General features: G+C 44.8%; 13 protein-coding genes. 1 reads left to right on the top strand and 12 read right to left on the bottom strand.

Annotated features, from left to right (window positions below; genetic code table 11):
• Positions 1-42 precede the first annotated feature (42 nt).
• The 4 genes from H8B21_RS02625 to H8B21_RS02640 all read right to left on the bottom strand — a co-directional run bounded on the left by H8B21_RS02625 (position 43) and on the right by H8B21_RS02640 (position 8,906).
• The gene (locus tag H8B21_RS02625; protein ID WP_190312227.1) at positions 43-2,199 is read right to left on the bottom strand and encodes a RagB/SusD family nutrient uptake outer membrane protein; all 2,157 of its coding nucleotides are present in this window, start codon (positions 2,197-2,199) and stop codon (positions 43-45) included.
• 26 nt (positions 2,200-2,225) lie between these two features.
• A complete protein-coding gene (locus tag H8B21_RS02630; protein WP_190312228.1) occupies positions 2,226-5,468 on the bottom strand; it encodes a SusC/RagA family TonB-linked outer membrane protein in 3,243 nt (1,080 codons plus the stop codon).
• A gap of 209 nt (positions 5,469-5,677) precedes the next feature.
• The gene (locus tag H8B21_RS02635) at positions 5,678-6,982 is read right to left on the bottom strand and encodes a rhamnogalacturonan acetylesterase (protein ID WP_190312229.1); all 1,305 of its coding nucleotides are present in this window, start codon (positions 6,980-6,982) and stop codon (positions 5,678-5,680) included.
• Positions 6,983-7,061: 79 nt separating this feature from the next.
• The gene (locus H8B21_RS02640) at positions 7,062-8,906 is read right to left on the bottom strand and encodes a rhamnogalacturonan lyase family protein (RefSeq protein ID WP_190312230.1); all 1,845 of its coding nucleotides are present in this window, start codon (positions 8,904-8,906) and stop codon (positions 7,062-7,064) included.
• Positions 8,907-9,102: 196 nt separating this feature from the next.
• On the opposite strand from H8B21_RS02640, the gene H8B21_RS02645 reads away from it, so the two are divergent.
• Positions 9,103-10,536 carry a rhamnogalacturonidase gene (locus H8B21_RS02645; RefSeq protein ID WP_223814786.1) on the top strand — a complete coding sequence of 478 codons (1,434 nt, stop codon included), beginning with the start codon at positions 9,103-9,105 and terminating at the stop codon, positions 10,534-10,536.
• Positions 10,537-10,697: 161 nt separating this feature from the next.
• Here H8B21_RS02645 and H8B21_RS02650 read toward each other — a convergent pair whose 3' ends face one another.
• From H8B21_RS02650 to H8B21_RS02685, 8 genes are read right to left on the bottom strand one after another with little or no spacing between them, the layout of a single operon-like run.
• Positions 10,698-11,654: a glycoside hydrolase family 43 protein gene (locus H8B21_RS02650; RefSeq protein WP_190312231.1), complete on the bottom strand. Its 957-nt coding sequence runs from the start codon at positions 11,652-11,654 to the stop codon at positions 10,698-10,700.
• Positions 11,655-11,667: 13 nt separating this feature from the next.
• A complete protein-coding gene (locus H8B21_RS02655) occupies positions 11,668-12,699 on the bottom strand; it encodes a glycoside hydrolase family protein (protein ID WP_223814787.1) in 1,032 nt (343 codons plus the stop codon).
• 22 nt (positions 12,700-12,721) lie between these two features.
• A complete protein-coding gene (locus H8B21_RS02660; protein WP_190312232.1) occupies positions 12,722-15,163 on the bottom strand; it encodes a sialate O-acetylesterase in 2,442 nt (813 codons plus the stop codon).
• 22 nt (positions 15,164-15,185) lie between these two features.
• Positions 15,186-16,313 carry a glycoside hydrolase family 88/105 protein gene (locus H8B21_RS02665; RefSeq protein WP_190312233.1) on the bottom strand — a complete coding sequence of 376 codons (1,128 nt, stop codon included), beginning with the start codon at positions 16,311-16,313 and terminating at the stop codon, positions 15,186-15,188.
• 9 nt (positions 16,314-16,322) lie between these two features.
• Positions 16,323-18,473, bottom strand: a complete 2,151-nt coding sequence (locus H8B21_RS02670; protein WP_190312234.1) for a hypothetical protein — start codon at positions 18,471-18,473, stop codon at positions 16,323-16,325.
• A gap of 32 nt (positions 18,474-18,505) precedes the next feature.
• The gene (locus H8B21_RS02675) at positions 18,506-22,108 is read right to left on the bottom strand and encodes a DUF4450 domain-containing protein (RefSeq protein ID WP_223814788.1); all 3,603 of its coding nucleotides are present in this window, start codon (positions 22,106-22,108) and stop codon (positions 18,506-18,508) included.
• A gap of 10 nt (positions 22,109-22,118) precedes the next feature.
• Complete coding sequence (locus tag H8B21_RS02680; RefSeq protein WP_190312235.1) at positions 22,119-23,813, bottom strand: glycoside hydrolase family 28 protein; 1,695 nt, start codon at positions 23,811-23,813, stop codon at positions 22,119-22,121.
• Positions 23,814-23,837: 24 nt separating this feature from the next.
• Positions 23,838-25,727, bottom strand: a complete 1,890-nt coding sequence (locus H8B21_RS02685) for a DUF1566 domain-containing protein (protein ID WP_223814789.1) — start codon at positions 25,725-25,727, stop codon at positions 23,838-23,840.
• Positions 25,728-25,734 lie beyond the last annotated feature (7 nt).

The following is a 25,734-nucleotide window of genomic DNA, read 5'->3' on the forward strand; positions in this document are numbered from 1 at the left end:
CTCTTGTTATTACGAGAAAAGCCTCTTTCCATTTAGCTACAGCTAATATCCCGGATTTTGGTAAGCCTTTCTAGCGGCTTCGTCCAACGGTGTACCATTTTCATCCGTAAGCCTCACTAAGAAAGCATTTGGCCAAGGGCGGAAAGTATGGTATTTTTCCATTTGTCCTTTTCCATTCCCGTTCTGACCATTTCCGTTTGCCGTGTTGCTCGCCACGGGCCACAGACCTGTACGATTAGAGGCCATTTGGTTGAAATGGGCTGTCCGTTCGTAAAGAATGCCCGCGTTGTGAAGATCCTCCCATGCTAATCCCTCCGACATAAACTCTCTTGCTTTTTCATTATAAATGAAATGAATAAACATGTCAGCTTTAGATGTTACCGTAGGCATATAATTTTCCTTTTCGGCTTCCACTGTACCCGCCGTAAAATGGTTTTCCGATACGGCTATTTTATCGAAAGTATTGGCTGCACTTTGATAAGGAGCCTCCCGTTCCTCGGGAATTAAATCTTCTGCCTGCGCATCCCATTTTACGAGTACCTGTGGGCGCTCCTCTCCTGCTTTAAAAGCGGCTCTCCGACGAACTACGTTGATATCCTCCACGGCCAAGCCATAATCGCCCTTACGTCCGTATGCTTCCGCACGGATCAGGTATGTTTCCGCCAAGCGCATTAAAATAGCGTCGCGCGTACCAGCCTCGCTATTAAAATTGGCCTCATCTGCACTACCTCCACGTAACGGGTCCACATGCTTTCTAGAAGCCAAGTACGGCGCGGGAGCTCCTGTTGCAAGCCCAAGATTCGAGCCGTCGATGAACAGTCGATAATAATACCTTCCAGTGGCGGCAGAACGTACCCACCGAGCGATAAACTGGTAAGGCTGACTATGCACCATAGCTGAGTCTAAAGCAGTCTCTTTGGTATTTTCCACGTAAATAATGGCGCGTTGGTTTTGCTTGATACGCTTTTCATTCGCCGCTACCGTAGGTGCATCTGCCGGCTTATTGGCATTCCACCAATTTGCAGCAGCGGTATTCCAAGAATATGACGAGCTTGTTGCGTCGGGCATATTGCTGATGTACTCATGTTGAAAGGTCTTCGCAAAACGCGAATCATACATCCGGTCGTGGAAATTGTCATAACCCCAATCTGTCGGTTTAAACGTACCAAAAGGTCTTCCGTATGCCATCGAGCGGTCTACTCCCGATTGATTTGTATAGTTTCCGGTATGATAGTTTACGGAGCGATTACCAAAACGACTATGTAAGGTCTGGTTGACATCAAATTGGGCAGCCCAGAGGACTTCCGGATGTGGACTTGTCTCTGCCACGGCGGGATCAAACAATGTCCAATAATCCGGAGCTAGTCCCACAGGCCCTCCGGCTAGATTGATAACCTCGCTCGCGACCGTAATCACCGAGTCCAGATCCGTGCTGACATTGCCCTTATACAACATTTTCAAATGTTCTTCGGCACTGGATTGGAATCCGGCGGCCTGCGCCCGGTTGAGGTACACTTTGGCTAAAAAGTGTCCTGCCGCTAATTTCGTTACCCTGCCTTGGTCTGATTGCGTTGTTGGCAAATGCTCATAAGCAAATCTTACATCGGCAATAATCTGTTTATAGATATCTTCCAAACTTGCTTTTGGGTAATGATAGACCCCATTGTCTTCGCGTTTAGCATCCAAAAGCAAAGGTACCGCTCCCAATTGGTTCGAGATCAAATAATAACCCCATGCCCGCAAAAAGCGGATCTCAGCTATCCGAGTATTTCTAAATTCTTCATCCGTGCCAAATTTACCCGGAGCGACTTGATCAATCTGATCCAAGGCAATATTACAATTGTTGATGTGCGGATACGCTCCCATAGGTGCATAACTACTGTTTTCGGCACCAAGAAAGTTATTGATATTCCCAGCAATGCGGCTCACATCCGTTCCATATTCACTGCTGTTAAATTGTGCGACCGGCGCCGAGGCTGTTTGGTAGCCATCGGTTTCCGTTTCGATGAGCCGAGCCCCACTTCCATCCCATTCATGTTTATTCCTAGCGTACACATATAAACCCTTGATCAACGATTCCAAACCACCTTCGTTGTTATAAAAATCCTGCGTTAGATTAGATACTTGTCTTTCTTCCAGAAAATCTTTACACGATAAGAACATCGACCCGATTAATAAACCTATAATATATTTCTTCATGACTTTTCTTTTTTTGTTTAACATCGTTAAAAATTTGCCCTGATACTAAACACATACGACTGTGGCAGAATGGTATTGTTGTTGTTCCCGCCAAGCGGATTACCATCTCCGGAAGCAGAACTCCAATTGGTATCATCATCGGGGTTATAGCCCATTTTGACAGCTGACTTTCCAAAAATAAAAGGGTTCATGACCTGTCCGTTCAATTGTAGCCCTTTCACAAATTGATTCCCAAGCCATTCCTTCGGCAGATCGTAAGTCAACGAGATATTACGTACCGATATAAAGGATCCGTCATGGTATTGCATCGCGGCACTTGTGTTCTCTCTACCGGCCATACTACTTGCCATCGGCCAGGTACCGTTTGGATTATCCCAAGACCATAGGTCATTTTCGACGCGTCCGTTTGGCCAGATACCACCATACGAATTCGGATAACCACCAAAGAAGGTCTGGCCCCAACGGGCGTAGATAAATGTGCTTAATGTAAGATCTTTATAGCGGAATGTATTCGTAACACCACCTGTCCATTTAGGTCTGTTTGTTCCACGGATAACCATATCATCAGCTGTGATACGATAGTCGTCGTTTTGGTCGACTAGCCGCACGGTGCCCGGATAAAACTGATGTCCATTAGCATTAAACTGCTCTATTTCCGCAATGTCTTCCGGTGTATTTTGCCAGATGCCCGCATTATCATATTGGAAAAAGACCTGCAACGGATGACCGATAAACCAACGTTGCGCTAACATATCTTGGGCTCCGTTTTGCAATTCAACAATTTCCTCCCGGTTCGTATTCCAGTTGAACGATGTTGTCCACGTGAAATTATCCTTTTGTATATTCACGGTGTTCAAGGTAATCTCATACCCGGTATTCTTAGTTTTTCCGATATTCTCTAATTTCTGTACATAACCCGATACCGGCGGCAGGGAACGCGTTAAAATAAGATCATAGGTATTGCCTTGGTAGGCTTCCAGACTACCGCTAATCCGGCTATTCCACAAATTAAAATCTATACCGACATTATACTGCGCCGTCTGTTCCCAACCCAAAAATGGATTTCGAACCAGTTGAGGCAGATAACCCACTGCGGCCTCATCTCCAAATGCGTAGGGGTTTCTGCTCAGTGGACCGGTTGACGTATATGGATTAACAGCCGAATTTCCTGTAACACCATAACCGCCGCGTAATTTCAATTCGTTTAACCAGGATACATCTGACATGAAATCTTCATCCATGACGTTCCAAGCCAATGCAACAGAAGGATAAAAATGCCATTTATGCCCCGGTGCCAATACCGACGCTCCGTCGTACCGTCCGGTAGCAGTAATCAAATATTTCCCTTTATAGCCATAATTAACCCGTCCCATCCAGGACATCAATGTTTGTTCTGAAAAACCCGAGCCATAGCCATTGGGCCTGCCGTTGGTATTCGCCGCGAGGTCATACCAATAACTGATGTCGTAAATAGTTCCGATGACGTTTGTTGCGATATTTTCTGACTGGGAACGCTGTGCCGATTGCAGCAATGTCACGTTCAATCTGTGGTCTTTACCAAAATTTTGATCAACATAGAGTAAATTCTCCGCTACCCAAGAAAAGTTCTGACTGTTCGTATAACCAGCCGTATTGGGTCGATTATTTAGATGCGACGTAGCTTCTGGGCCTGTCCAGGCACCCGATCGATTATTCCGGAACTGTGCCCCAAAATTAAAACGGTATTTTAACCACGGTAAAAATCGTATTTCCGAGAACAACGTCGGAGAAACTGCATAAGCTTTCCGTTCATTTTTCACTTGATCGATGTCTATTACGGGATTGAACAATTGTAGATTTCCTCCCGGATTGAGAATCCAATTACCATTTTCATCCTGCGGAACTGCATAAGGAAATTGATTCAACGCCCGTGATAAAATATCTTTTGAACCCGTATTCGAAGTATTCGTCGAAATACCATAATTTTGGATGGACGTGGACGCCAAGATGTTCGCCCCAAATGTTAACCAATCTGTTGGGGTAATATCTCCGTTCAAATTCAAATTAATACGTTCATAATCCTGATCTTTTAATACCCCTTGTTGATCAAAGTAATCTAAAGACGCATACAAGCGCGATTTTTCTGTACCTGCAGATACGGAAACCTGATGATTCTGTGTTACACCTGGTCTAGAGACTGCGCCTACCCAATCGTAGGTAGGAATATTACCCGAATTATATATCGGCACTTCTGCCGGCCAGCCCATGGCTTGTTCGGCTGCTGTAGTCGGACGCATTTTCACGACTTTACCAAATTCTTCCCATTCATAACCTTTCCACACATTGTTCAGGGCGTTTACATCCTGGTTCAGACCGCCCATTCTACTTGCATCTTCAAAAGGATCGGGGTAACCCATCACAACCGGCGTGAAACCATCTGTAAACTGCGCTGTTTTGTAAAGTCCACCGTTCATTAAACTCTCTCGCCACCGGTCTATATATTGCCCTCCGTTCATCCAATCGGTCAGCGATTTATAGCGGTCTACCGTGGCCGTACCACGGTAACTGGCGGTTACACGACCAGCTTGTCCTTTTTTAGTAGTGACTAAGATTACTCCATTGGCCGCGCGGGATCCATAGATAGCAGTTGCCGATGCATCCTTCAAGACATCCAACGATTCGATGTCATTTGGACTGATATCCCCTAAACTTCCTCCCACCAACGGAATTCCATCGACCACAATCAATGGATCGTTAGCAGCTGTCAAGGAACGATTTCCTCTAATCCGGATACTGGGTGTTTCTCCTGGTCGTATATTGCTGGCAACATTTACACCAGCTGCTTTTCCCTGCAACGCTTCTGATATATTTTGAACCGGCCGTTCCTGCAATTCTTCACCTGAAACGCGTGAGATTGCACCCGTAACGTCCCGTCTACGTTGCGTACCATAACCGACCACGACAACCTCTTCCAGATCCTGTTGATCTTGTTCTAGCGAAACGTTGACATGGCTTCCACTAACGGCTATTTCCTTCGGGAAATAACCGATGACGCTCACTACAAGGGTTTGCCCTTGAGTCGCTTCGATGCGAAAGTTACCTTCGGCATCTGTTCCTGCTTGCGTGGTACTCCCCTTTACCGATACGGTGGCGTTGGGGATTGCTTCATTGGTTGATGCATCCGTTACTCTGCCACTGACAGTCTGCGTCTGCGCTGACAAAAAAGACGCATAAAAAATGCTACAAGTAATATAACATACCACAATGAGCATTCGAGGGATAAGTTTCATAGGAATAAAGTGTTTCATGAAAATGATGTTACTAAGTGTTTATAATTAGACCCCAAGTTTGTTTTTACACAGTCACCACAGACTTTTTGACCGGATGAGCTAGCGGTAAAATTACTGTTACAAGTTTATTCTCTACGAAGTTATCTTTTTGTTAAATCGGCAGCAACCTGCGGTATCCTGTATCCCTCCTTTTTAGAAAATTGTCTTCCCTAGTTTCCATCGGGTTTTATATCGCTGTTTTTAACGCTTAACGGCCACACCCAATCTTTGGGAGCATCGGGCTGTGTAGGCTTATAGCTTTTAAAATCGATAATGTATTTTCTAATCGCCAATTTATTATTCTTGATCCCTTGTAACACCATTTTGGCTATTTGATATGCCCCATACGTATTAAAATGCGTATTGTCTTGCATAGGTTCGGGTTGATCCGGAAACGTATTAGCCGCATAATGGACTAACGCCTGTTTCGATCCTTCTACACCTAGCGTCTCATAAAATGTACGGGTCATCTTGTTCAGATCAATCAAAGGAACATGCAATTCCTCCGCAACCTTACGCGCCGCATCGGGATATTCTCCCAATGTGTACTGTAGCTGTCCGTCAGTATCAAAAGAACGTCGCGCGGTAGAGGTCAGAATCACGGGGATACCTCCAACAGCGCGGAATGCTTCTACAAAATGGTACAGACGTTCCGTGTATCCATTATATGCGCCTGCTTTTTCTCCTTTTTCCTTTTGGTCGTTATGCCCGAATTCAATGAAGAGGTAATCGCCCGGCTTTGCTACGGATAGAATTTTCTCCAATCGCTTTGACGATAAAAATGAACTGAGTGCTAAACCTGACTCCGCATGGTTGGCAACGGCAATTTTAGCATCGAAAAATCGCGGAATCATCTGCCCCCATGATGCCCAAGGCTCATGCTCTTGATTCACGACTGTCGAATTTCCCGCCAGAAATATGGTCGGTATGTCATTAACTTGCTCTAGGCGTATGTAGGTTATATTATTAGTATGTTGAAATTCCAAGGTAAGTTTGTCGTCCCAATCTAATTTTTCCAGTTCCCGAGGTTTTTTCAGACTGACGTATTCCCCTTCGCGGATCATTGCATCTTTTCGGTTAACGATAAAACTCTTTTCTAAAGTCTTATTCTTCTTGATTTTCACCTGCTCCAAATGTAAGCGTCTGGATTCTGAACGAACAGTGCTTTTATATACGCTATCATTTAATCCTTGATATCCGATTGTTACCTTGTAATTGCCCTCGGGCACGCTGACAGAAAAATAGAACGGTTGTTCGCTGAATAGGGAATAGCTATCTTCTCGGATATTAACATGTTGTTCTGTACCATATTCGAAACCATACTGTCCGTTTGCATCGTAAGGTTCCACTGTTTTTAACACAATAGAACGGCTGTTATGCGGTTTGCCAAATGAAAATTCCATGTGCATGCTTTGGGCAAAAAGTATCTGGCCAGTTAGCAACAATATTAACGTTATGTTATAAAATTTTATCATATCAAATGTTATTAAGCTATATTTGGTACAGCCTAAATTATATAATTTGTTATTTGGGCGGCAACCTGTAATAGTCTGATTATTCCCCCAAATAATAAGACGGAACCGGCGCTTGTGGGTAACCCTGTGAGCGCTGAAGTATATAGCTCCTATAAATAGGATCCTGCATCAACGAAACTTTACGGTCTTTTGCCGGGATATCGGTATGGTAAATGCGAAGTTCGCCGGGCAAGGCGGTCACCACCTCTTCACGCCAATCACCAAACAGATCGGCGATCATAATGATATCGCCGTAGATACCATTTGCAATTTTATCACCTTTCCAGTAGCCTATGGACTGACCTCTTCCGCCTGACATCGATTCTGCTCCCCAACGGTTATCATCTCCAAAAAACAATTGGCGGATATTCCCCGAGTCCCACCAAATCCAATTCCGACAGGGGGGCACATCGGCATTGGAAGCGAGTTTTTTTCCGTCGGCACTTAGCATATATTTATCGGTAGAACCTCCCTTTTTATCCTCTGAGGCGAAGCATTCCAATCCGGGACTGCTGGGGTCTATGTCAGCAACCATACCATCTCCTACATGAAGTGTTTTATGTCCAATACCCCAGATTCGCTCTCCGGTACTTGCATCGACGGTACTCACACCGTAACCATTATCTATCCAGGGTTCGATAGCCAGGAACACTTCCATTCCCTCCCTATTTGGATCGATATCCGTCATATAAGCTTTATCCGAATGCCCGAGCCCCGTCGACCAACGTAACGTTCCATTACTATTTAGCATACACGAACCGAGCAGAATCTCATCCTTCCCGTCACCATCCACATCACCACAGACCATATTATGTGCGCCTTGGCTCCGTACAACTGGATTTTCTTCGTCGCCGTCCCATCTCCAGAGTTTCTCCAATTTACCATTGTTCAATTGCCATGCGTCGACTACCATAAGTCTATATGTACCTCGAGCCGCCAGAATACAAGGTGTTTTTCCATCTAAATAAGCCATACCGATTTGATTTCGGTTTTGACGGTTTACATCACCGTATCGATTGTTTCGCTCCGGCCAGTCTACGCGGACTATCTCCTCACCGGTCATACCATCCAATACCGATAAATATTCACTTCCCTCGTATATTCGTCCAGCATCATTCTTTAAATAATTGTCGCCCGCGGTCTTTAACGCCACTTCCGCTTTTCCATCACCATCAAAATCATACGCCATAAAGGGCGAATACCATACACCAGGTTCGATACCTAGACCTAAATCTTTCGTCCATAAATAGGTTCCATCATGCAAATAGGCTTCTATCTTATATGTCGTGCCGTCATCTGGTGTACGAACGCCAGGATCGACATTGCTATTCGGATGACGGATAATGTAATCATACTTGCCGTCACCATTTAGATCGGCCACCGCTACCCGACCAGCTGTCACATTAGGATCTTTCAGTTTTATACGATGATAATTCGCCTCTTCTTCGATATTTCGCGCTAACGCTATTTTTTCACTTTGTTTTTTTTCTTTACCGTTGATCGTTTCCACCCAATAATGTGCATTCGCGTCTTTGTTCGATGTATCTACAAAATCCGTTGTTGCTGTTATAGGCTTTTTATTCAGCTTCGTTTCTTTTTTATTCACCGAACGATATACATTAAATGCTGCCGTTTCATCATCGGTTTTCAACAAGCGCCAACTGATATGAATAGCACCGCTTTCTTTGATACGTGCCAGTGCTAATCCTCGATCTAGGTTTTCTTCCACTCTTGTTTGCGCAAAGCCTTCCACGTCCGGTTTCGGTTCGTGATTGGGTTTTAAAATCTCATACATATAGTTACGCTCCCTTGTGTCCTGTGAGAAAGCGGGAAGGGCCAACAGAAAAATCAGTGTGATGCTCCAAAGAATTTTTATATAGTTCATGACGGGCTTATTATTATAATTGAATCTATTTTATCGATTTACACCTGGTATTCACGAAGTTAATATTTTAGCGTTCGGATCGCAACCTGCACTATCCTGTGGAGAATTATAAAAAACAAGCAGACAAGGACAGCACAGGTTGCCCATCCAACCGAAAAAGCATAGTATTGTTATTCTATTTTATAAACCTTCTGCTATGAGACAAATAAAACATATCCTGCATATTCCGGCAAAACCGTTATCGTTCTTACTAAGTTTATTGGGACTTTGTATTCTCCACCTTTCGGTTGTGGGTACACCAACAAGCAGTGCCGTTTACAACGTTATGGACTACGGCGCTAACGCAGACGGTATACATTTGGATCATGTAGCGATAAATGGTGCTATTGATGCCGCCGCCGCAGCCGGAGGAGGAACGGTGGTTCTTCCGGCCGGCACGTACCTTTGTTTTTCTATACGTTTAAAAAGTTATATCACCCTGTATTTGAGTCCTGGAGCAACGATCGTAGCCGCCCACATGGATGAACATCCGGGACAATATGACGCTCCTGAGCCAAACCCTTGGGGTGATTTAAAATACCAAGACTTTGGACATAGCCATTTTCACAATAGCCTTATCTGGGGCGAAGACCTCGAAAATGTATCCATTATCGGCACCGGATTGATTTATGGTAAAGGTTTACAAAAGTGGGGCGATCCACGACCCGGCTTAGGCAATAAATCCATCGCGCTGAAACAATGCAAAAATGTTGTTCTAAGGGATTTCTCAATTCTTCAAGGTGGTCATTTCGGAATACTCGCAACCGGCGTAGACAATCTCACCATTAACAATTTAAAAGTAGATACTAATCGGGATGCCATTAATATCGATGGCTGTCGCCACGTCCGTGTTTCCGATTGCTTGCTCAACTCTCCTAACGATGATGCACTGGTACTTAAATCATCCTATGCTCTGGGGCGGCCTACTCCCACGGAGCATGTTACCATCCAAAACTGCTCCGTATTTGGGTATGATGAGGGTACATTCCTGGATGGTACTTTTCAAAAAACGCAAAAACAAGCTCCAGATAAAGGTGTCGTGACAGGACGTATAAAATTCGGAACCGAATCCAATGGTGCCTTCCGACATATCACGATTACCAACTGTACATTTGAACACTGCCGCGGATTGGCCCTCGAAACGGTAGATGGTGCAATACTGGAAAATATCACGGTATCCAATATTGTGATGAACGATATACTAAATGCCCCATTTTTCTTTCGTTTGGGCAGCCGTATGCGTGGTCCCGATGATACAACAATCGGAACCTTTAAACACATTTTGGTGGATAATGTCGTCATCAAAGCCAGCAACTCCATTTACGGCTCTATGCTGATGGGCATACCCGGACATGATGTTGAAGACATTCAATTTTCCAATATCTGGATACAGATCAAAGGTGGTGCCCCGATGGAGCAAGGAAAGATCGTTGTTCCCGAACTGGAAGACTCCTATCCAGATCCACAGGAATTCGGAGAATACCGGCGTATGGATTTTTTATCCGACATGCCAAGAATGTATATATGGACAATATTCGTCTTGAATTTGAAAATCCAGATTGGCGACCGGCATTCATCCTGGAAGATGTGAAAGGCGCGTTCTTTACTAACATGACAGTCCAAACGATGCCAGGAATACCTAAGTTCGTTCTGAAGGATGTGGAAGACTTTCATTTAAAAGAAAGTCATTCCAAGCGGCAGATACAGCTCAAAAAAGTGAAATCAAAATCCTTGTAAGTCCTGAATAAAAAACTACGGTGTGAGCCCTTCAAAAATATCTTCTGATACGGCAAACATGGTTCCGTGCCTTATGCCCTGTGGGAATGACACGGAATCCGAAACATCATCCCAATTTTTCATGTCCAGGGAACGCACTGCTCCATATTTACGGCTGGTATACATATCAAAGTATACGTAAACATAGTCGCCCACAACCAACGGTGCCGGTCCCTCTGCCCAATAGTCACCTGTGATCGGATCCGAAACAGTTGTGGGGAAATTAAACGGTCGGTCATTGGATGTTACGCGGATATTTTTCTCGGCAGGCGCTGAGTTCTCATTTTTTACAAAGAGGTAATAGGTATCGTCTTTTTGGAGTATTGCACCGTCTATCACGCTAAATCCCGGATCAAAAAATAGTTTGGTTTCGCTAAACGTCTTAAAATCTTTGGTCGTAACGTAATATTGACGGTGATTTAACCCCTTTTCACTTTCTGAAGTCGGCAGCTCGGGGAAAGCACCGGGAATAGTTGATGCCCAGAAAATATAAAATACTTTGTCTTTAACATTATAAAACACTTCCGGTGCCCAGGTATTTCTCGTCCCTTTAAATGTTTCCATTACTGGAATATTGCGTTGTTCGGACCAATTCTTAAGATCCTTAGAAGATGCATAACCAATGCCCTGATCCCACCAGCCGGTAGTCCAGACCATGTGAAACGTTCCTTCATCATCTTGGACAATACTCGGATCGCGCATTAATTTATCTTTTCCAATCTGTGGTTTCAAGACAACAGAATCATTAAATAACGCTTCCCACTGTAGTCCATCGCGGCTATAGGCTAGATGCAATCCATCGCCATTACCTTTAAAATATGACATCAGATACACGTCCCTGTTGTCTTCTACCTCGCTTTCCTTACCGGTATTTTGCGAGCAAGAACAAAAGCACCATACCATAATCCATATTAAGCCGAAAATTTTTTTCATGGTTATTATTTTTTTATTTTTTCAACTGTATGTATACGGGCTTATCGCGATCACAATCGATTACCCCGTTATTAAACTCCAGTTCAGCAACCTGGATAGAACTGCGTCGAACATTGTACGCTTCGTTTGCAGCACCAGCTCCACCGTCGTTTTCTACTGTTCTACCTGGGTGTGTAAAGTAAAAGATATACGCTTTGTCACCTTGCACAACGACATCCGCATGTAATCCCTTCGTTCCGTCATCCGGTCCTTTACCTGGTTCCCGCAAAATATTCTCTGGTTGGCGTTGCCATTCTTTCAAATTGGTGGAAGAATACACGCCTAGCCCATCCCAATGATCGATGATCATAAAGTAGCGATCATGCCAATAAAATACTTTCGGCCCTTCGCCCGCTTGACCATCGAAGGCTTTACCTAAATCCTCCCATTGGTATAAGTCTTTGCTCCGGGCAGAGTAGATAGATTTTCCATCCCGCTCATTATTGTAATACATATACCACCAATCATCATTCCCTTTGAATACACCGGCATCTATCACACGATCTGACGCCAGTGTCAAAACAGACTCCTGTTGCCAATCAATCAAATTATCACTCGTGAAGTGGACAATATCCCGCGGATGATTCCAATCAGAAAACGTACCGGGCACAACTGTCAAATACATATGATAACTTCCGTTGTCTTCAATCACATCGGGCGCCCAATAGGTATAATCTTCTCCTCCATAGCCGATATTCGCGTCGGCACGGTATCGCCAGGTCGCTCCCCCATCTGTGGATTCTGCAATTCCAATAGGTGTGCCGTGTACCCAATCAACTTCGTTGGCCACTTCTATGTTGGCTCGCCGATTGGTGTAAAACATAAACCACCGATTTTCTTCTTTATTCCATATGACAACCGGATCGGCAGCTCCATCATAAATAGTATCCCGATATAAGGGTTTGTCTGCCTGTTTAGCCGTATCTATTTTTCTATTATTGGTCATGCAGCCTGACAAGGTTAGGGATGCAAGCAGAAGAACTGCCCATTTTCTTATTGTGCTCAACTTACCAGATTTTTTTGTTTAACTATTTCTCCCAAGCTAACGTACACTTACCTAATCCATAAAATGTCTTTTCATTTTTCTTATACATGGCGGTGTAAACTACGGTAAACGTACCGTCTTCTTCCTCCACCGCGCCGAGTGGCGTACGGGTAGCATGATCACCGGGTTCTGCCCATAGGTTATCATCGGACTGAATCTTCAACCGTACCTCAGGTTGCCAATGGATGCCGTCCTGAGAAAGGCTATACGCGATTTCATGATCTCCCATAGAATCAAAGATTGCCAAATAGCCACCATTTTTCAGCTCCGTCACTTGTAGATTCTCGTTAAACTCCGGCGAGATCGGAACTGGATTATGCCCTTCGGGCATTCTTTCCCATGGTCCGCTTAACTTTTCAGCCGTTGCCATTCCCACCGGCCAATCACCACGTGGTGTATGCGTATGCCCATCGTAAAAGGCGTACCATTTATCTCCTACTTTATATGGATTAAAGGCTGCAACAGCCTGTTCACCCTCCCACGCTTGCGAGTTTTCGTCCGGTTGCATGATGACTCCCATCTCTGCATACGGACCGGCAATGCCGTCTTTCCCGGGAATGACCGATTTTGCTCGCCAAATCCGGCCAGCATAATCATTCCCTTCTATTTCTCCCTTTTCCTTATCTCCGGCACGATACGCAACATAAAAAATATTCCAGGCATTCTCTTCTTCGTTAAATTCAACGCCGGTCACCCAGACCTCAGATTTCGGATTAAAAGGAGATCGTCCCGGAATACTTTCCACCATAGTCGATTCGCGTTTCCAATTTTCGGCATCTACGCTCGTCCAATAGGCAATTCGCATATCTCTATGTGGACGATCAAACATCTCGTTAACGAACATGTGGTACACGCCGTCTATCTTAACCATTTGACCGGTTTCAAATCCGGATTTATTCTTACTTGCTATTACGTCAGCATGAAGATGATCTACAATAGGTCCTTGATGAATTTCCTTGACATATAATTGATGGGGGCTTTGCGCAAACTCTTTTTTATCTGTCCTAAAAGATAAAGCCGGTAATCCTTCGTTATTGAAAAAATTTGGGCGTGCGGCTTCGTTCCAAGCGAAACGTACATGCTGAGGTTTGTCTAGCTTTTCCGAAGATACGATAACTTTGTTCCCTTCTACAATGGCGGTAGCTGGTAGATATCCCCCATCATCTCCGGCTATTTCGAACCATGTCAAAGTCTCTCCGTCCTGTTTTAATCCACTACCAAGATGAGAAAATTCCAAGACAATCTTATTCTTATGAATCTTCTTTCGCTTCAACTGGGGTCCCGAATATACCAGATTCTTCTGACCATAGTCTTTCGCCAATGCCCAAAGTGCCAAACGTCTTCCCACCTCCCATTTGTAGGAAGGATGGATATCCGATAACTCATCGACCAAGTCTGTGACTACGGCCATACCACTGTAGGGAATATCCATACAACGGGTCTGGATTTCCCAAAACCAGGGAAGGATCTCGGGCGTATGCTGCATCTTGTCTTTTCGTTTGCTGTAATAATAAGGCGCTAACTGTACATAATAAAAAGGCATTTTAGCATCCTGCCATACTTCCCGCCAAGCTTCAATCAACAGTTTTTGTTTATCGTAATAACGGGCATCGTGAAACATCACATTGCTCTCGCCCTGATACCAGATAAAACCCCGCATCGGAAAAGGTGCCAATGGGCGGATCATCCCTTCGTACATCTCACCTACAGGCGAGTTATCGATTTTTGTTTCACCATCGCTTCCAGCTTCTTCCGAGAACAGGGGGGATTTACGGTATGCATACTCCGGTGTCCAAGGTTCAATACGGCTGCCTCCCCAGGAAGAGCTGATTAGCCCGATCGGTACATTCACTTTTTCCAGTAACTCTTTTCCAAAGAAATAGCCGGGAGCCGAAAAAGGAGCTAATGACGTAGCATCACAGATCTCCCAACCCTTTGTTCCCACATCTGCTGTTTGACCTTTCTTTCGTTCGACGAGAAATAGCCGGATATGGGGATTGGCGGGTTTCTTCAACTCTTCCGCAGCCAGATCGATTCCTCGACCGGGTTGCCGATAGTTGTCACGAAGTTTCATGTTATAATCCATATTGGATTGACCGGAACATAACCAAATCTCTCCTACCAGCACATTTTCCAGACGGATCATATTCTCCCCTTCTACGAGAATATCAAAAGCATCAAAACTTGCTTTTTGTGCGGGAAATTTTATTTTCCATTTGCCGGCATCATCTGCAACAGTTTGCTTTTCATTCCCTTTTAAACGCACCATCACCGCCTCTCCAGCTGTTGCTTGTCCCCATATCAAGATTGGTTTATCTTGCTGCAACACCATGTTTGAGCTAAAGATAGCCGGTAACTCTACCTCAGCAAAAACAAACGAGATGGAACAGGCCATCCAAATGAAAAACAAAATATATTTAGTCATGATATTTTATAAATTGCAAACGCTACTTCACCATCTTATACACCTCCGTTCCTGCCAGCAATATACAACCTAATCCGTAATCTTCAAAGTCCGGTACTTTGTCGACGGTTACCGGTTGCCCATCCTTAGGTTCTTTCCCCGTGGATTGGACGTATCCCAAAAAACCATTTGGCTGGATAGATTCACGGCTTATGGCCGTCCAGCCTTTTTCTACCACAGGTAAATATGTTGCTTTGTCCAAAATACCATTGTTCATACCCCAGGCTATGCCGTATACAAAAAGAGCCGTTCCCGATGTCTCTTTTCCTCCAAAATGATTCGGATCGTGCAAACTCACATTCCAAAAACCGTCTTCCCGTTGCAAAGGGACCAATGCCTCCGCCAGCTTTTTAAAATCATCTAAGTATTCCGTATAATGTGTATCTGTCTCTGGTAATTCCTGCAGAACCAACGCCAATGCAGCTAATACCCATCCGTTACCTCTGGACCAATAACAGTCCTCGCCATTGGGTTCGGTATAAGGGGGTATAAAATCCTTATCGCGCCACCATAATTGATCTTCCGGATTATATAACCCCTTACCGCCTTCTACATATTTTATATGATGGTACATTTTGTACATGTAATCGAAATACTTGGGGTCGTCGAGGGTCACGCCCAGCTTCACAAAAATCGGCATCGCCATCTGTATGGCGTCGATCCAGGTCCAATCATTATGGCGACCGCTATTGATTACCGAATCGATGTTCTTTTTGATCGCTTCGATGCGCACAGGTTGTGGATCAATGCGATAGAGATCAATATACGTCATCCCACAGTTTTGGTTATCAGCATGACGGGTGTACACTTCACCACGTACCGGTTTCCAATCATGTTTCTCTGCCCAGTCTACTGCATAATCGTAATATCTTTTTTCCGGATCGATCTTATAGAACGCCATCAAGCCTTCATAATACACCCCTCGCGTCCATATATTTCCACGGCGCTCTTTATTGGTGATGATCGTTTTACCTGGATCTGGCCATTTTTTCATAAAATAGTCATTGGCCAAACGTAGTTGCTGTACCACTTCTTTCTTCGTCGTGAAGTCTTGCGCTATGGAAGCAATACTTCCACAGCCCAATAACACAAATAACAATATCTTTTTCATATACTCGTTTTAAGGCATCTTTTTAAAACCTTCTTTTTTAATCTTCCAAGATCCGTCCTTTGGAAAACCCGGTAACTCACCTTCCGAAGCGTCCCAACCTTCCAGCATCATCGCCACAGCCGTAAGCGTCCCTCCGTTGCCCGGCAGATAGATACGCAACCTCCCGTCTTGATAGTTGTGTCCGTTCTTGAGATAGGTATTTGTTTGGATATCCATAAAGAGCGCATCCAACGCTTTCTCGGGTAAATTCAAGCGAGCTGCGTTCATTGCTGTCATCGGAAAATCCCAACCCCAAGTTTTTTCCCACGACCATTTAGCCCATACCGTATCCAACGTATTCTTCATAATGCTTTTATCCAATTTCGGAGACTCAGGAACCATTCCCAACGCACCAAGCACGGCAGGATGGTCTGTCATCCATTTGGGAAATGTATAGGAATCCGTCGCTGTTTCGGTTGCCAGATAAACGTCGCCTTGCACCGGCAATGCTGCGAGTTTGTTTATCACTTCGTCCCAAGCTTCTACACGTGGTTCGCCCAAACGTTCTTTCCATTCCTGCGCAACACGCAGTGCCCAATCCCAATAGGCTACTTCGTAAGTTGGATTGATTGTTTTCGCTGCTGGAAAAACTTCTTGTGCCGGGATAACCCCTAAACCAAGATTATAACGATCCTTCTCTTTATCGTAATGTGCATAATCCACCATAAATTCGGCTGTTGCAAACACGAGATCCTTATATTTTTCCAACACCTTTTTATCCTGTTTATCACGATAGGCCAGTTCTGTCATATAGATGATATGCGGTTGCTGCCAAATAAGGAATGCTGCCACCGAAGAAGGGCTTTCGTTCCCGTCGTTGTCAGACATCTTAATCCACCGCACTCCTTTATAGCCTTGACGTTCCGCTAGTGCTTTTGCTTTTTCGAATGTGTGGAAATAATAATTCAATGTTTTTTCCATAATTTCGGGGCGTCCCCAAAGTGCGAAATGAACGCCATGCCACCAGTGCATCTCCGTATGCGGTTTACCATACCAACTATTAAATGTCAAGCCCGTTTCCTGGGGAGGGTTGTCACCACCGCACTGTACTTTTGTAAGATACTGGGACAGGACCAAACGGCGTTCCAATTCATTTGCCCTCGGATCGGTACTACCGTCAAAATCTACAGCCGCACCACTTTCCCAGAAAGCTTGCCAGCTATCTTCGCTTTCCTGTGCTGTCTTCTCGTAATCGGATTCACTAGCTCCAAAGCCATTTTCTTCCGCGAAAGCAAAGGAAAATTCAAATGTTTCGAGGTCCGATGCCGGTTGATAGGCAAAATAATGTTTACCTGCCTCGGCGATTGTCCCCTTGGAATAGTTCAACCCTGTAAAATAAGTTGTTCCCGAAAGCGTATGTTCTAAAACGGCAGCATGCTCCCCCTCAGAAACAATACGGCTCTGATGCTTATCCTCTTCTCCATAATAAGCTGCTTCATCCAAAAACTGGCCTGACGGATACGGATAACGCACAAATACCTGTAGACGTTCGGCAGCAATCAATGGCGATGAAACTTTTACAGCAATTCTATCGGTAGATTGTCCTGCAGCGGTCCAAACTTCTACCGGTTCGTCCTCTATCATAAATTTGCTATGGATAAGACCGGTCCATAAGTCGAGCGTCTGTTCAGCCTGCTGAATATCGTCCACTGTAGCTTGCGCGCCGTTTTTTAACGTAAACGCCAATCCTACATTTCCGAGCTGCAGGCGATGCGGGTTCACCCGGTAATATTCTGTCGCTTCGGTATTTCTTCCCCCTTCTTTATGTTGGACGCTATACTTTGCATCCCGCCCTTCATTATTGAAATCATACGATTTCAAGGTTTCTTCAAATTTGTAGTCTCCATCATTTGGAAAGGTATTCCATCCCCATTCGGATTGTGTACCCAGCGATACCCCTTTCTTATAGTATTCCGGGAAGGACTGCATACCAGTGACATCAACCGTGTAGGCAAATACGCCATTTCCCACGGTCAATGAGGCAAGTGTATCCGCCGATTGGTTTACGATATTATGGCGCTGTACAACCGCTTTCCGGTCAATTTTATCACTTTCCTGCGTTTGGCAAGAGGCGAAGATTAGAAGTAATGCACCAAATCCCGTTATCAAATTTCTTCTCATATAATTATTTGTTTTATTTTTTCGAAATATGCTCACTTTGTGAATAAAGTAAGTGCGATAATCCCGACAACTACGTCATTGGTTTCGCTCACTAATTGTAACGATCTAAGTGTTTTGGAACTATCCAGAGGCAAATCCAATATCGTTGCGGCACCTCCATCCACAGCGCGGTTCGTATAACCTTTTATTTCTGTATATTTAGGCAATTCTCCACCTTTATACAGTTCTCCTGTTTTTAACTGAACACGGTAGGGGATCTCCTCGTCTGGAATTTCAAAGGCATAGTTATCATCCAGATAATCCTGCTCAATCGGCCACCAGTTGGTAGGATTCTTCAAGTTTAATATATCTTCCTCTCCATCTGTGTATGTCACTTTCACACGCGCGTTTACCATTTCAGATTGCATGGGGTTTGTTGATCCCGCCATTAACAAATAGGCTTTTTCCGCCTTGCCTTGCAAAGGTACCTCAACAGTCGTTGGGTAATTATCCCATTGGCTGGTAAATAATACATTTCTCTCATTGCCTTTAATCAGAAATGGAATACCTAAATAAGTCACGGATTGCTCTTTTCGAGCCGCCATCAAGCCACTGTCGTCGATGACTGCTTCAATAAGCGGATAGCACCAATTACCAATTCCTTGCCAAGGCAACTGCAATGTGGGTACATCAGTTCGAGGAGATAGATAACGTTGCTCAAAAATATCGTGGACACGCGCATTATAAAAAGTCGACAAATCTTGCTGTTGATATGTCCCTTGATTTTTTACATCCCAAACGATATAACGTGCGGTCCATTGATCTTGGCCTGTACGAATTCGAAGTTTATTCGTACCCATGGACAACCTGGTAGTTGGCAAGGTTATTTCCACCGATTCCGATGAAGAAAGCTTAATCTCCTTGTTAATCCCCATTCCGTCAATAGATACTGTCTTATTTTCTACTGTTCGGTTTTTTAGTATAAGATAGTGCTGCTTATCCCGCTGTTCAAAATCAGCGTGAATGGGTTGAATTAAATCCATGTTGATGGCCTGCCACCAGGTCATTTCTTCTTGACGGAGTTTCACGAAAAACGTACCTTTTTGTGTATGCTGAATAAAGGAAAATCGTTCATTATGCTGGTCACCAAGGATTTTTTGCGGATCATATACGTCCGTCATCTCCACACCCGCTGGAAGAGGAAGTTCGAGTTCTTCGGTATAGGGATGTTCCACAGGCTCTACCGACATGAATTCAAGTTGTTTTCCGCCGATAATCTCGACTTCAAATTCCTTTGCTGCCGGCGCATCAAATACTAAGATAGGTCTATTGATCGACGAAGGTTTTATAGACCACGATACGACATTGCCGTTTACTTTAACCGATTTTATCTGTGCATACGATACCGGAACTTCCATTTTCAGCTGGACGGCCTGTTCATATTGCGTACGGATATGGAAAGATAGGTTTCCTTGTTCCCGTTTATACGCATAACGCCATTCCGGCAATTCGATCTCGGCAAAGTCCCAGGCTTGTGGAAATCCCGGTTTTATCAGGATCTCTTCATCCATCAGTTTGGGGAAGAAACCAAAAAGTCCTTCCGTTAATGTACGGGAAGCCACACCAATCGGATCGGCAAAGTCTCTATACAGTTCTCCCCGGAACGCATCGTAATGGGATAACTGTTGGAAATTCCCGGGGCTGATTCCGTGATACATACTTTCTATTACGTTACTCTTCCACAAATGAAAAGCGTCATCTGGACGTCCGGATTGCCAATAGGCCAAGGCTCCCTGCAGATTTTCAGCTAGCGCCACATTATTTACCGACCACGTGTAAGGTTGCCAGGTCGTCGTTGCCAACGTATATAGCCCTTCGTGTTCCTTTCCTTCTACTTCAATGGGAATATGCGGTAAGTAATTATCAATATATCGGGTATTTTGATAGCTATCAAAATCATCTAATAAGTAAGCATCCGCAACATGGTAAATCGTCCATAAACCTGGTTTATCGTGCACCAGTTTGTTTCCCAAAGCATCTTGATACTCCGCAAAATATCCCTTATTTTCCAACCATAACCGTTCACGCATGGTCGCATCTATTTGCTTCGCTTCCTCTTCATAGATCGATGGATCCTTCCCCAGTAGCCTCGCCAGTTTTGCCGCTGCTATATTTGCCCGGTAATTATACGCCGAGGTATGGGCGACTCCTCCTCCCGAATATTGCAGACCATCGCTTGCCCAAATCGCACAGTAGGCATCATATAACCCATTTCTTTTAAAATTCCGGCGTTCCCAAGCCAAATGTCGTTCGATCGTAGGCCACATCTTCCGAAGATAAGTCGTATCCCCAGTATAATCGAAATGCGTAAACAACTGGTCGAAAAACACGAGGTTCATATCATAATGATGCGCCACGGTGTTATTATTCGGATGTCGGGATATATATCCGCTGGAAAACATCGCTGTGCCCATCTCTTCGATATGCCGGGCTAAATGTAAGGCCGTATCCATCACTACTTTTGCAGACTCCGGTTCCAGTACCTGCGAATTGGCGTAACTCGAAAAATGTTCTTTTGCCCGGTCATGCCAGCCCAAGGCATCGGCCGTATACGCCCCACGCCAAGCATTTAAGCGCATACGCCAGGCCACTGCGCCATGTAGAAAAGTCGGACTTTCCCAAACGCCATCGGCGGCAACTGCCAAGGCAGCTCCAAACGTGTTGATAAAGCGATCGGGTGTCTTTAACTTAACCCGCCCGGTCAATTGCAACCGTGCTTGTTCGGCGCGGTTATATCGGTCCTGAAGCATATCATCGCGATATACCTTTTTTTCCAACGGCCCTTTCGCTACCTGAATATATATCGGCGCTTTTTGTAACGTATAAGTCGCGTACACAATCGGACTTTCTGCTGCTCCTTTTCGACCAAGTTGTGCCAGATCATCCAATACCGTTGCATCGGAAAGCTGAAGTTGCGCCGTACTTGAAAATGTACCGTAAACAAATTCTTCGTTCTTTTTCCCGTCCGGATATATTAGCTCAAAGCTATTCTTCTCCAACTTATAACGATTGTCTTTCGCATATTCGGGCAATAGATAAAAACCCGATTCGGGGTCTGCACCGATGTCTCCACCACGACTGAATTTTCGTCCGCTTGCTCCTCCATATAAAGCATGCAACTTTACTTCGCGAGGTACGCCATGAGCTTCCAGCTTAACGATAAGCCCTTCTTCATCTGCCTGCGCCAGCACCACAATATCAAGATAACCGCTTCCAATCAACGGATCCTGCACCCGATACACCATCGATCCCGGTCGATATCGTGTTTCGATGTGCTCCGCTTCAATCATTTTTTTATATACCCCTCCCTTTTCCAAAACAAACTGCAGGTTGCCCGCCATACCGGGCATATACAAGGCAAATTCCGGCAAATCTCCGGCTTCTACACGCGAAGGCTTATGATTTCCATAAAGCGCACGATTAAATCGATACTTCCCGTTAACAAGCAGGAAATCACCCTGATCTTCAGTATAATGTAGACTACGCGGATTCTTTTGCCAATGCCTCGACTGTGCCAGGCCATCTAACCCTGTACTCCATACCAGCATCAGGGAAAGACATAAACTTGTCATGGTATACTTTATATCCTTTCTCATTCGCTTCATACTAATTGACGGTATGTAATTTCAGAATATCTGACGTGGCATCTTTTCTGATCTGAATCTGTTCTTCGGAATAATCACCATGAATGGCGATATCGGACGAGCGACGGCCAGACACATCAAATATAGCCGATGTAGCGTCCGTTTTTAATCCTTCGATATGGACATTTCGTACATTGCGCAATGTAAGTACTGGTCCTTCTTCGGGATAAATTGCCACATCTTTGAGGTTGATTTTCTCCGATTCCAGAAGTTCGCCCCCTACTTTAGAATGGACAACGAAGTTCTCTACATTGATATTTTCAATCATGTGCTCCGGCAGACCGTAAAAATACAACGCTCTTCTTGCGCTGGCGCAGACCACATTATTGATATAGATATTTTTAAATGTTGGCGTGGTTTCATCCACGGCCGGAATTTCTTCCACTATTGTAGCTTCATCTCCATCTTCTAACGTCTCAACAACCGACTTACCTCCATAGTATAGGTTGAAATGCAGCGGTTCGGTAGCGATGTCAAACATGTTAATATCGCGAATGAAGATATTCTCGACTACACCACCGCGTCCCCTGCGGCTTTTGAACCGCAGCCCGACGTCCGTACCCAAAAACTGACAATTGGATACCAAGATGTTCTTAACTCCGCCGGACATCTCGCTACCGATAACGAAACCACCGTGACCTTTAAACACCGTACAATTGTCGATAATGACATTTTCTGTCGCGCGGTTGCGCTTCCGACCGTCTTCGTCCTTACCGGATTTAATACATATCCCATCGTCGCCCACATCAAATGTGCTGTTGACGATAATTGCATTTTTACAGGACTCGAGATCTAATCCATCACCGTTCTGTGCATAGGATGGGTTTCTCACCTGCACCCCGTCCAAGATCACATTTTCGCACATCAGCGGATGAATATTCCATGCTGGTGAATTTTGGAAAATCACACCTTGTAAGAAAACGTTTCTACATTCGATAAAACTAACCATCACCGGACGTAGGAAATCTCTTACGGACATCCACTCCTCTTCCGTTTTTAGGTGACGCGGCACGTTCATATCGCTTATGGTATCGCCATGCAGGTACTGTGCAGAAGGCATCCAGTAGTTATCTCGTTTGAACGCCCCTCCAGCAGAAGTCGCCCGTTTCCAGAAGCTTTCCGAAACTTTTTCTTTTTTCAACGGACGCCAATAATGTCCGTTGCCGTCAATAGCACCATTACCGGTAATCGCTACGTTTTCCAGATTTCTTCCCGAAATGGGCGATTGACATCTACGCGTATCCAGACCTTCAAAAGAAGTTTCCACAATAGGATATAAATCTTTGTCGGGAGAAAACAAGATAATCGCCCGATCCTCCAAATGCAGATTAATGTTACTTTTAAAAACGATCGGACCGGTGAACCACACACCTGCCGGCACGCGCAATCGCCCGCCTCCTTTTTCTGACAGTGACTCCATGGCGTCGGCAAATGCTTCTGTGTTCAACGTCGTGCCGTCTCCCACGCCTCCGAAATCGGTGATCAGCACCTCATGGTTCGGAAATATGGGTTGTGAAAGGACGGGCATGTCAAACGGTAAGTCCTCATATAAATAACCGTAACCTGATGATTTCGTTTCTCGATTTGCGCAGGATAAACACCCCAAACAAACCAAAAACACCAGGAAACTATCTAATCGGCATATTATTTTTCTCATGATTGTATTCTTATTCATCTATTATCAATAAGCAATTTTTACCGGTCTAATCGAAGCCGAATTAGCACGGCTGTTCGCGCCGTTCAGTGTAACGCCTCCTCCATTTATGCTCATGTACCAGGCATTGGCGTTGACCGCGCCCGACACCGTACTGCTCCAGTAATACCCCGTAGAATTTGCATTGCTCAAGTTCCCATTGCTACGGCTTCGCCATCCTCCTACTGTATACCAGATCTCCACGTCGTTGTATGGCATACGATACCCCAGATTGGTCGCGTCCCACTCGGCATCGGCAAATATACTGGAAGCCTTGTCGTTCCCGGATATAGCCTTTAACCAGACATCCGCTGGTGCAATCATATAGCCTTCCGGCGATGGATCATAGATAGACTTACGTAATGTAGAAAATGCTGGGAAAGTAAACCCTTCGGGATTTCCCCATAAACCATCATCGGCATAATACAACCAATCGTGCGCATAGCGGAACGGCAACGAACCTGTACTGCTGCTGGTCTGCGAAGAGCGTATAAATCTTGTCGGGTTTTGGATGGCGTATTCAATTGTACCCGTTGTTCCTCCTCCAGCAACGACGGGCAGGCTCACCGTACCATGACGATTGTACATGGTCGCATTGCTATTTTGACCAACCGTGCCGGTACTGACAAACGGATCTTTACGCCCCCATTGATACAACATACCGATCGAACGCCAATCGCCCGCGATGGCCGATACAGCACCTAGATTGCGATCCAAAACGGTGTAGGTGTTTCCTTTGCCATTTGTGCCGAGCGGTATGTCGTTCGTCTCTGTCACCCAGAGATGAAAAGACCACAATATCTTCGCATCTGCTGCATCGGGATCTTCCTTATCATAAATAGCAATCACGGCATTTCCCGGCTGTCCGTTAAGTTGTGCTGTAAAAGACTTGCCATCTGCCGTGAGGGCGACGTCACGGACAAAATCGGGCGATACATCGTTCCATAACATCTTTGCCGAACGTGGTAATTTACCTTCATCCTCATTCGGATGATTTTCGTAAGTATATAGTAAACTGGTCGTGTAATAAGGCGTACAATCTACGGTAACGGATGTCGTGCCAGGCGCCACGATGACGCTGTTCGCTTTACCATAGTAATCTGTTTTCGCCAGCCAGTCTATATCCTCCAGTTCTACTGCCAATACCTTACCACTTTCTATGCCTTTTCCAGTCAGGTCGATCGTACAGGTTCCCATGCCTTTTAGCGTCGTGAATTTAACGTTCAGAACGTCACTAAACACAACTTGAGGTAGTGCGATGAACAGATTCTGACCTTCGGAAATATCTATTTCTCCGTCTAGAGTGACCTTCTTTGAAGCCTGTTCTTCGACAAATTCCAGTTGGCCATTCTCTCCATTGACCTGAACAATACCTGCCAGGACGTCTGTTTCGGAGGTTATGGATACCGAGGTAATAGCACTGAATTGATCATTAGCAGGTATCGTCAATTTTAACCCACCACAGATTGGATTCATCGTCATGCTATCCAATCCCTCGTTATCCGTTAAGCTATAAAGTGGATAGGCGGCCGGATCAATACCGCCGTTAACATATTTTTGCGTCTCCGGCAAGGTAAATTTCAGCTTGTTGTCTTCTGAGAATTCTGCATCCGAAGGGTAATAAATGAGGTATTGTGGTTTGACAGGTACGTCATACAGACTGACCAGACTGTTATAAAGTACCGGATATGCGGCGCCATTAATACCAATCTTGTCGTTGGCTTTAATAGCATAACGCAGCTCACTTGATTCGTTAATCGACAAAACAAAGGAATTAGGTTGCTCCACAATGATTTGCTGGATCCCGGTATCTTTTGAACAGTTGGCAAATAGGACAGTGATGACCAATATTTGCAGACTTTTTATCATAGATTTCATTGGAATA

It is taken from the genome of Sphingobacterium chuzhouense, from assembly GCF_014692525.1.
Taxonomy (GTDB): Bacteria; Bacteroidota; Bacteroidia; order Sphingobacteriales; family Sphingobacteriaceae; genus Sphingobacterium; species Sphingobacterium chuzhouense.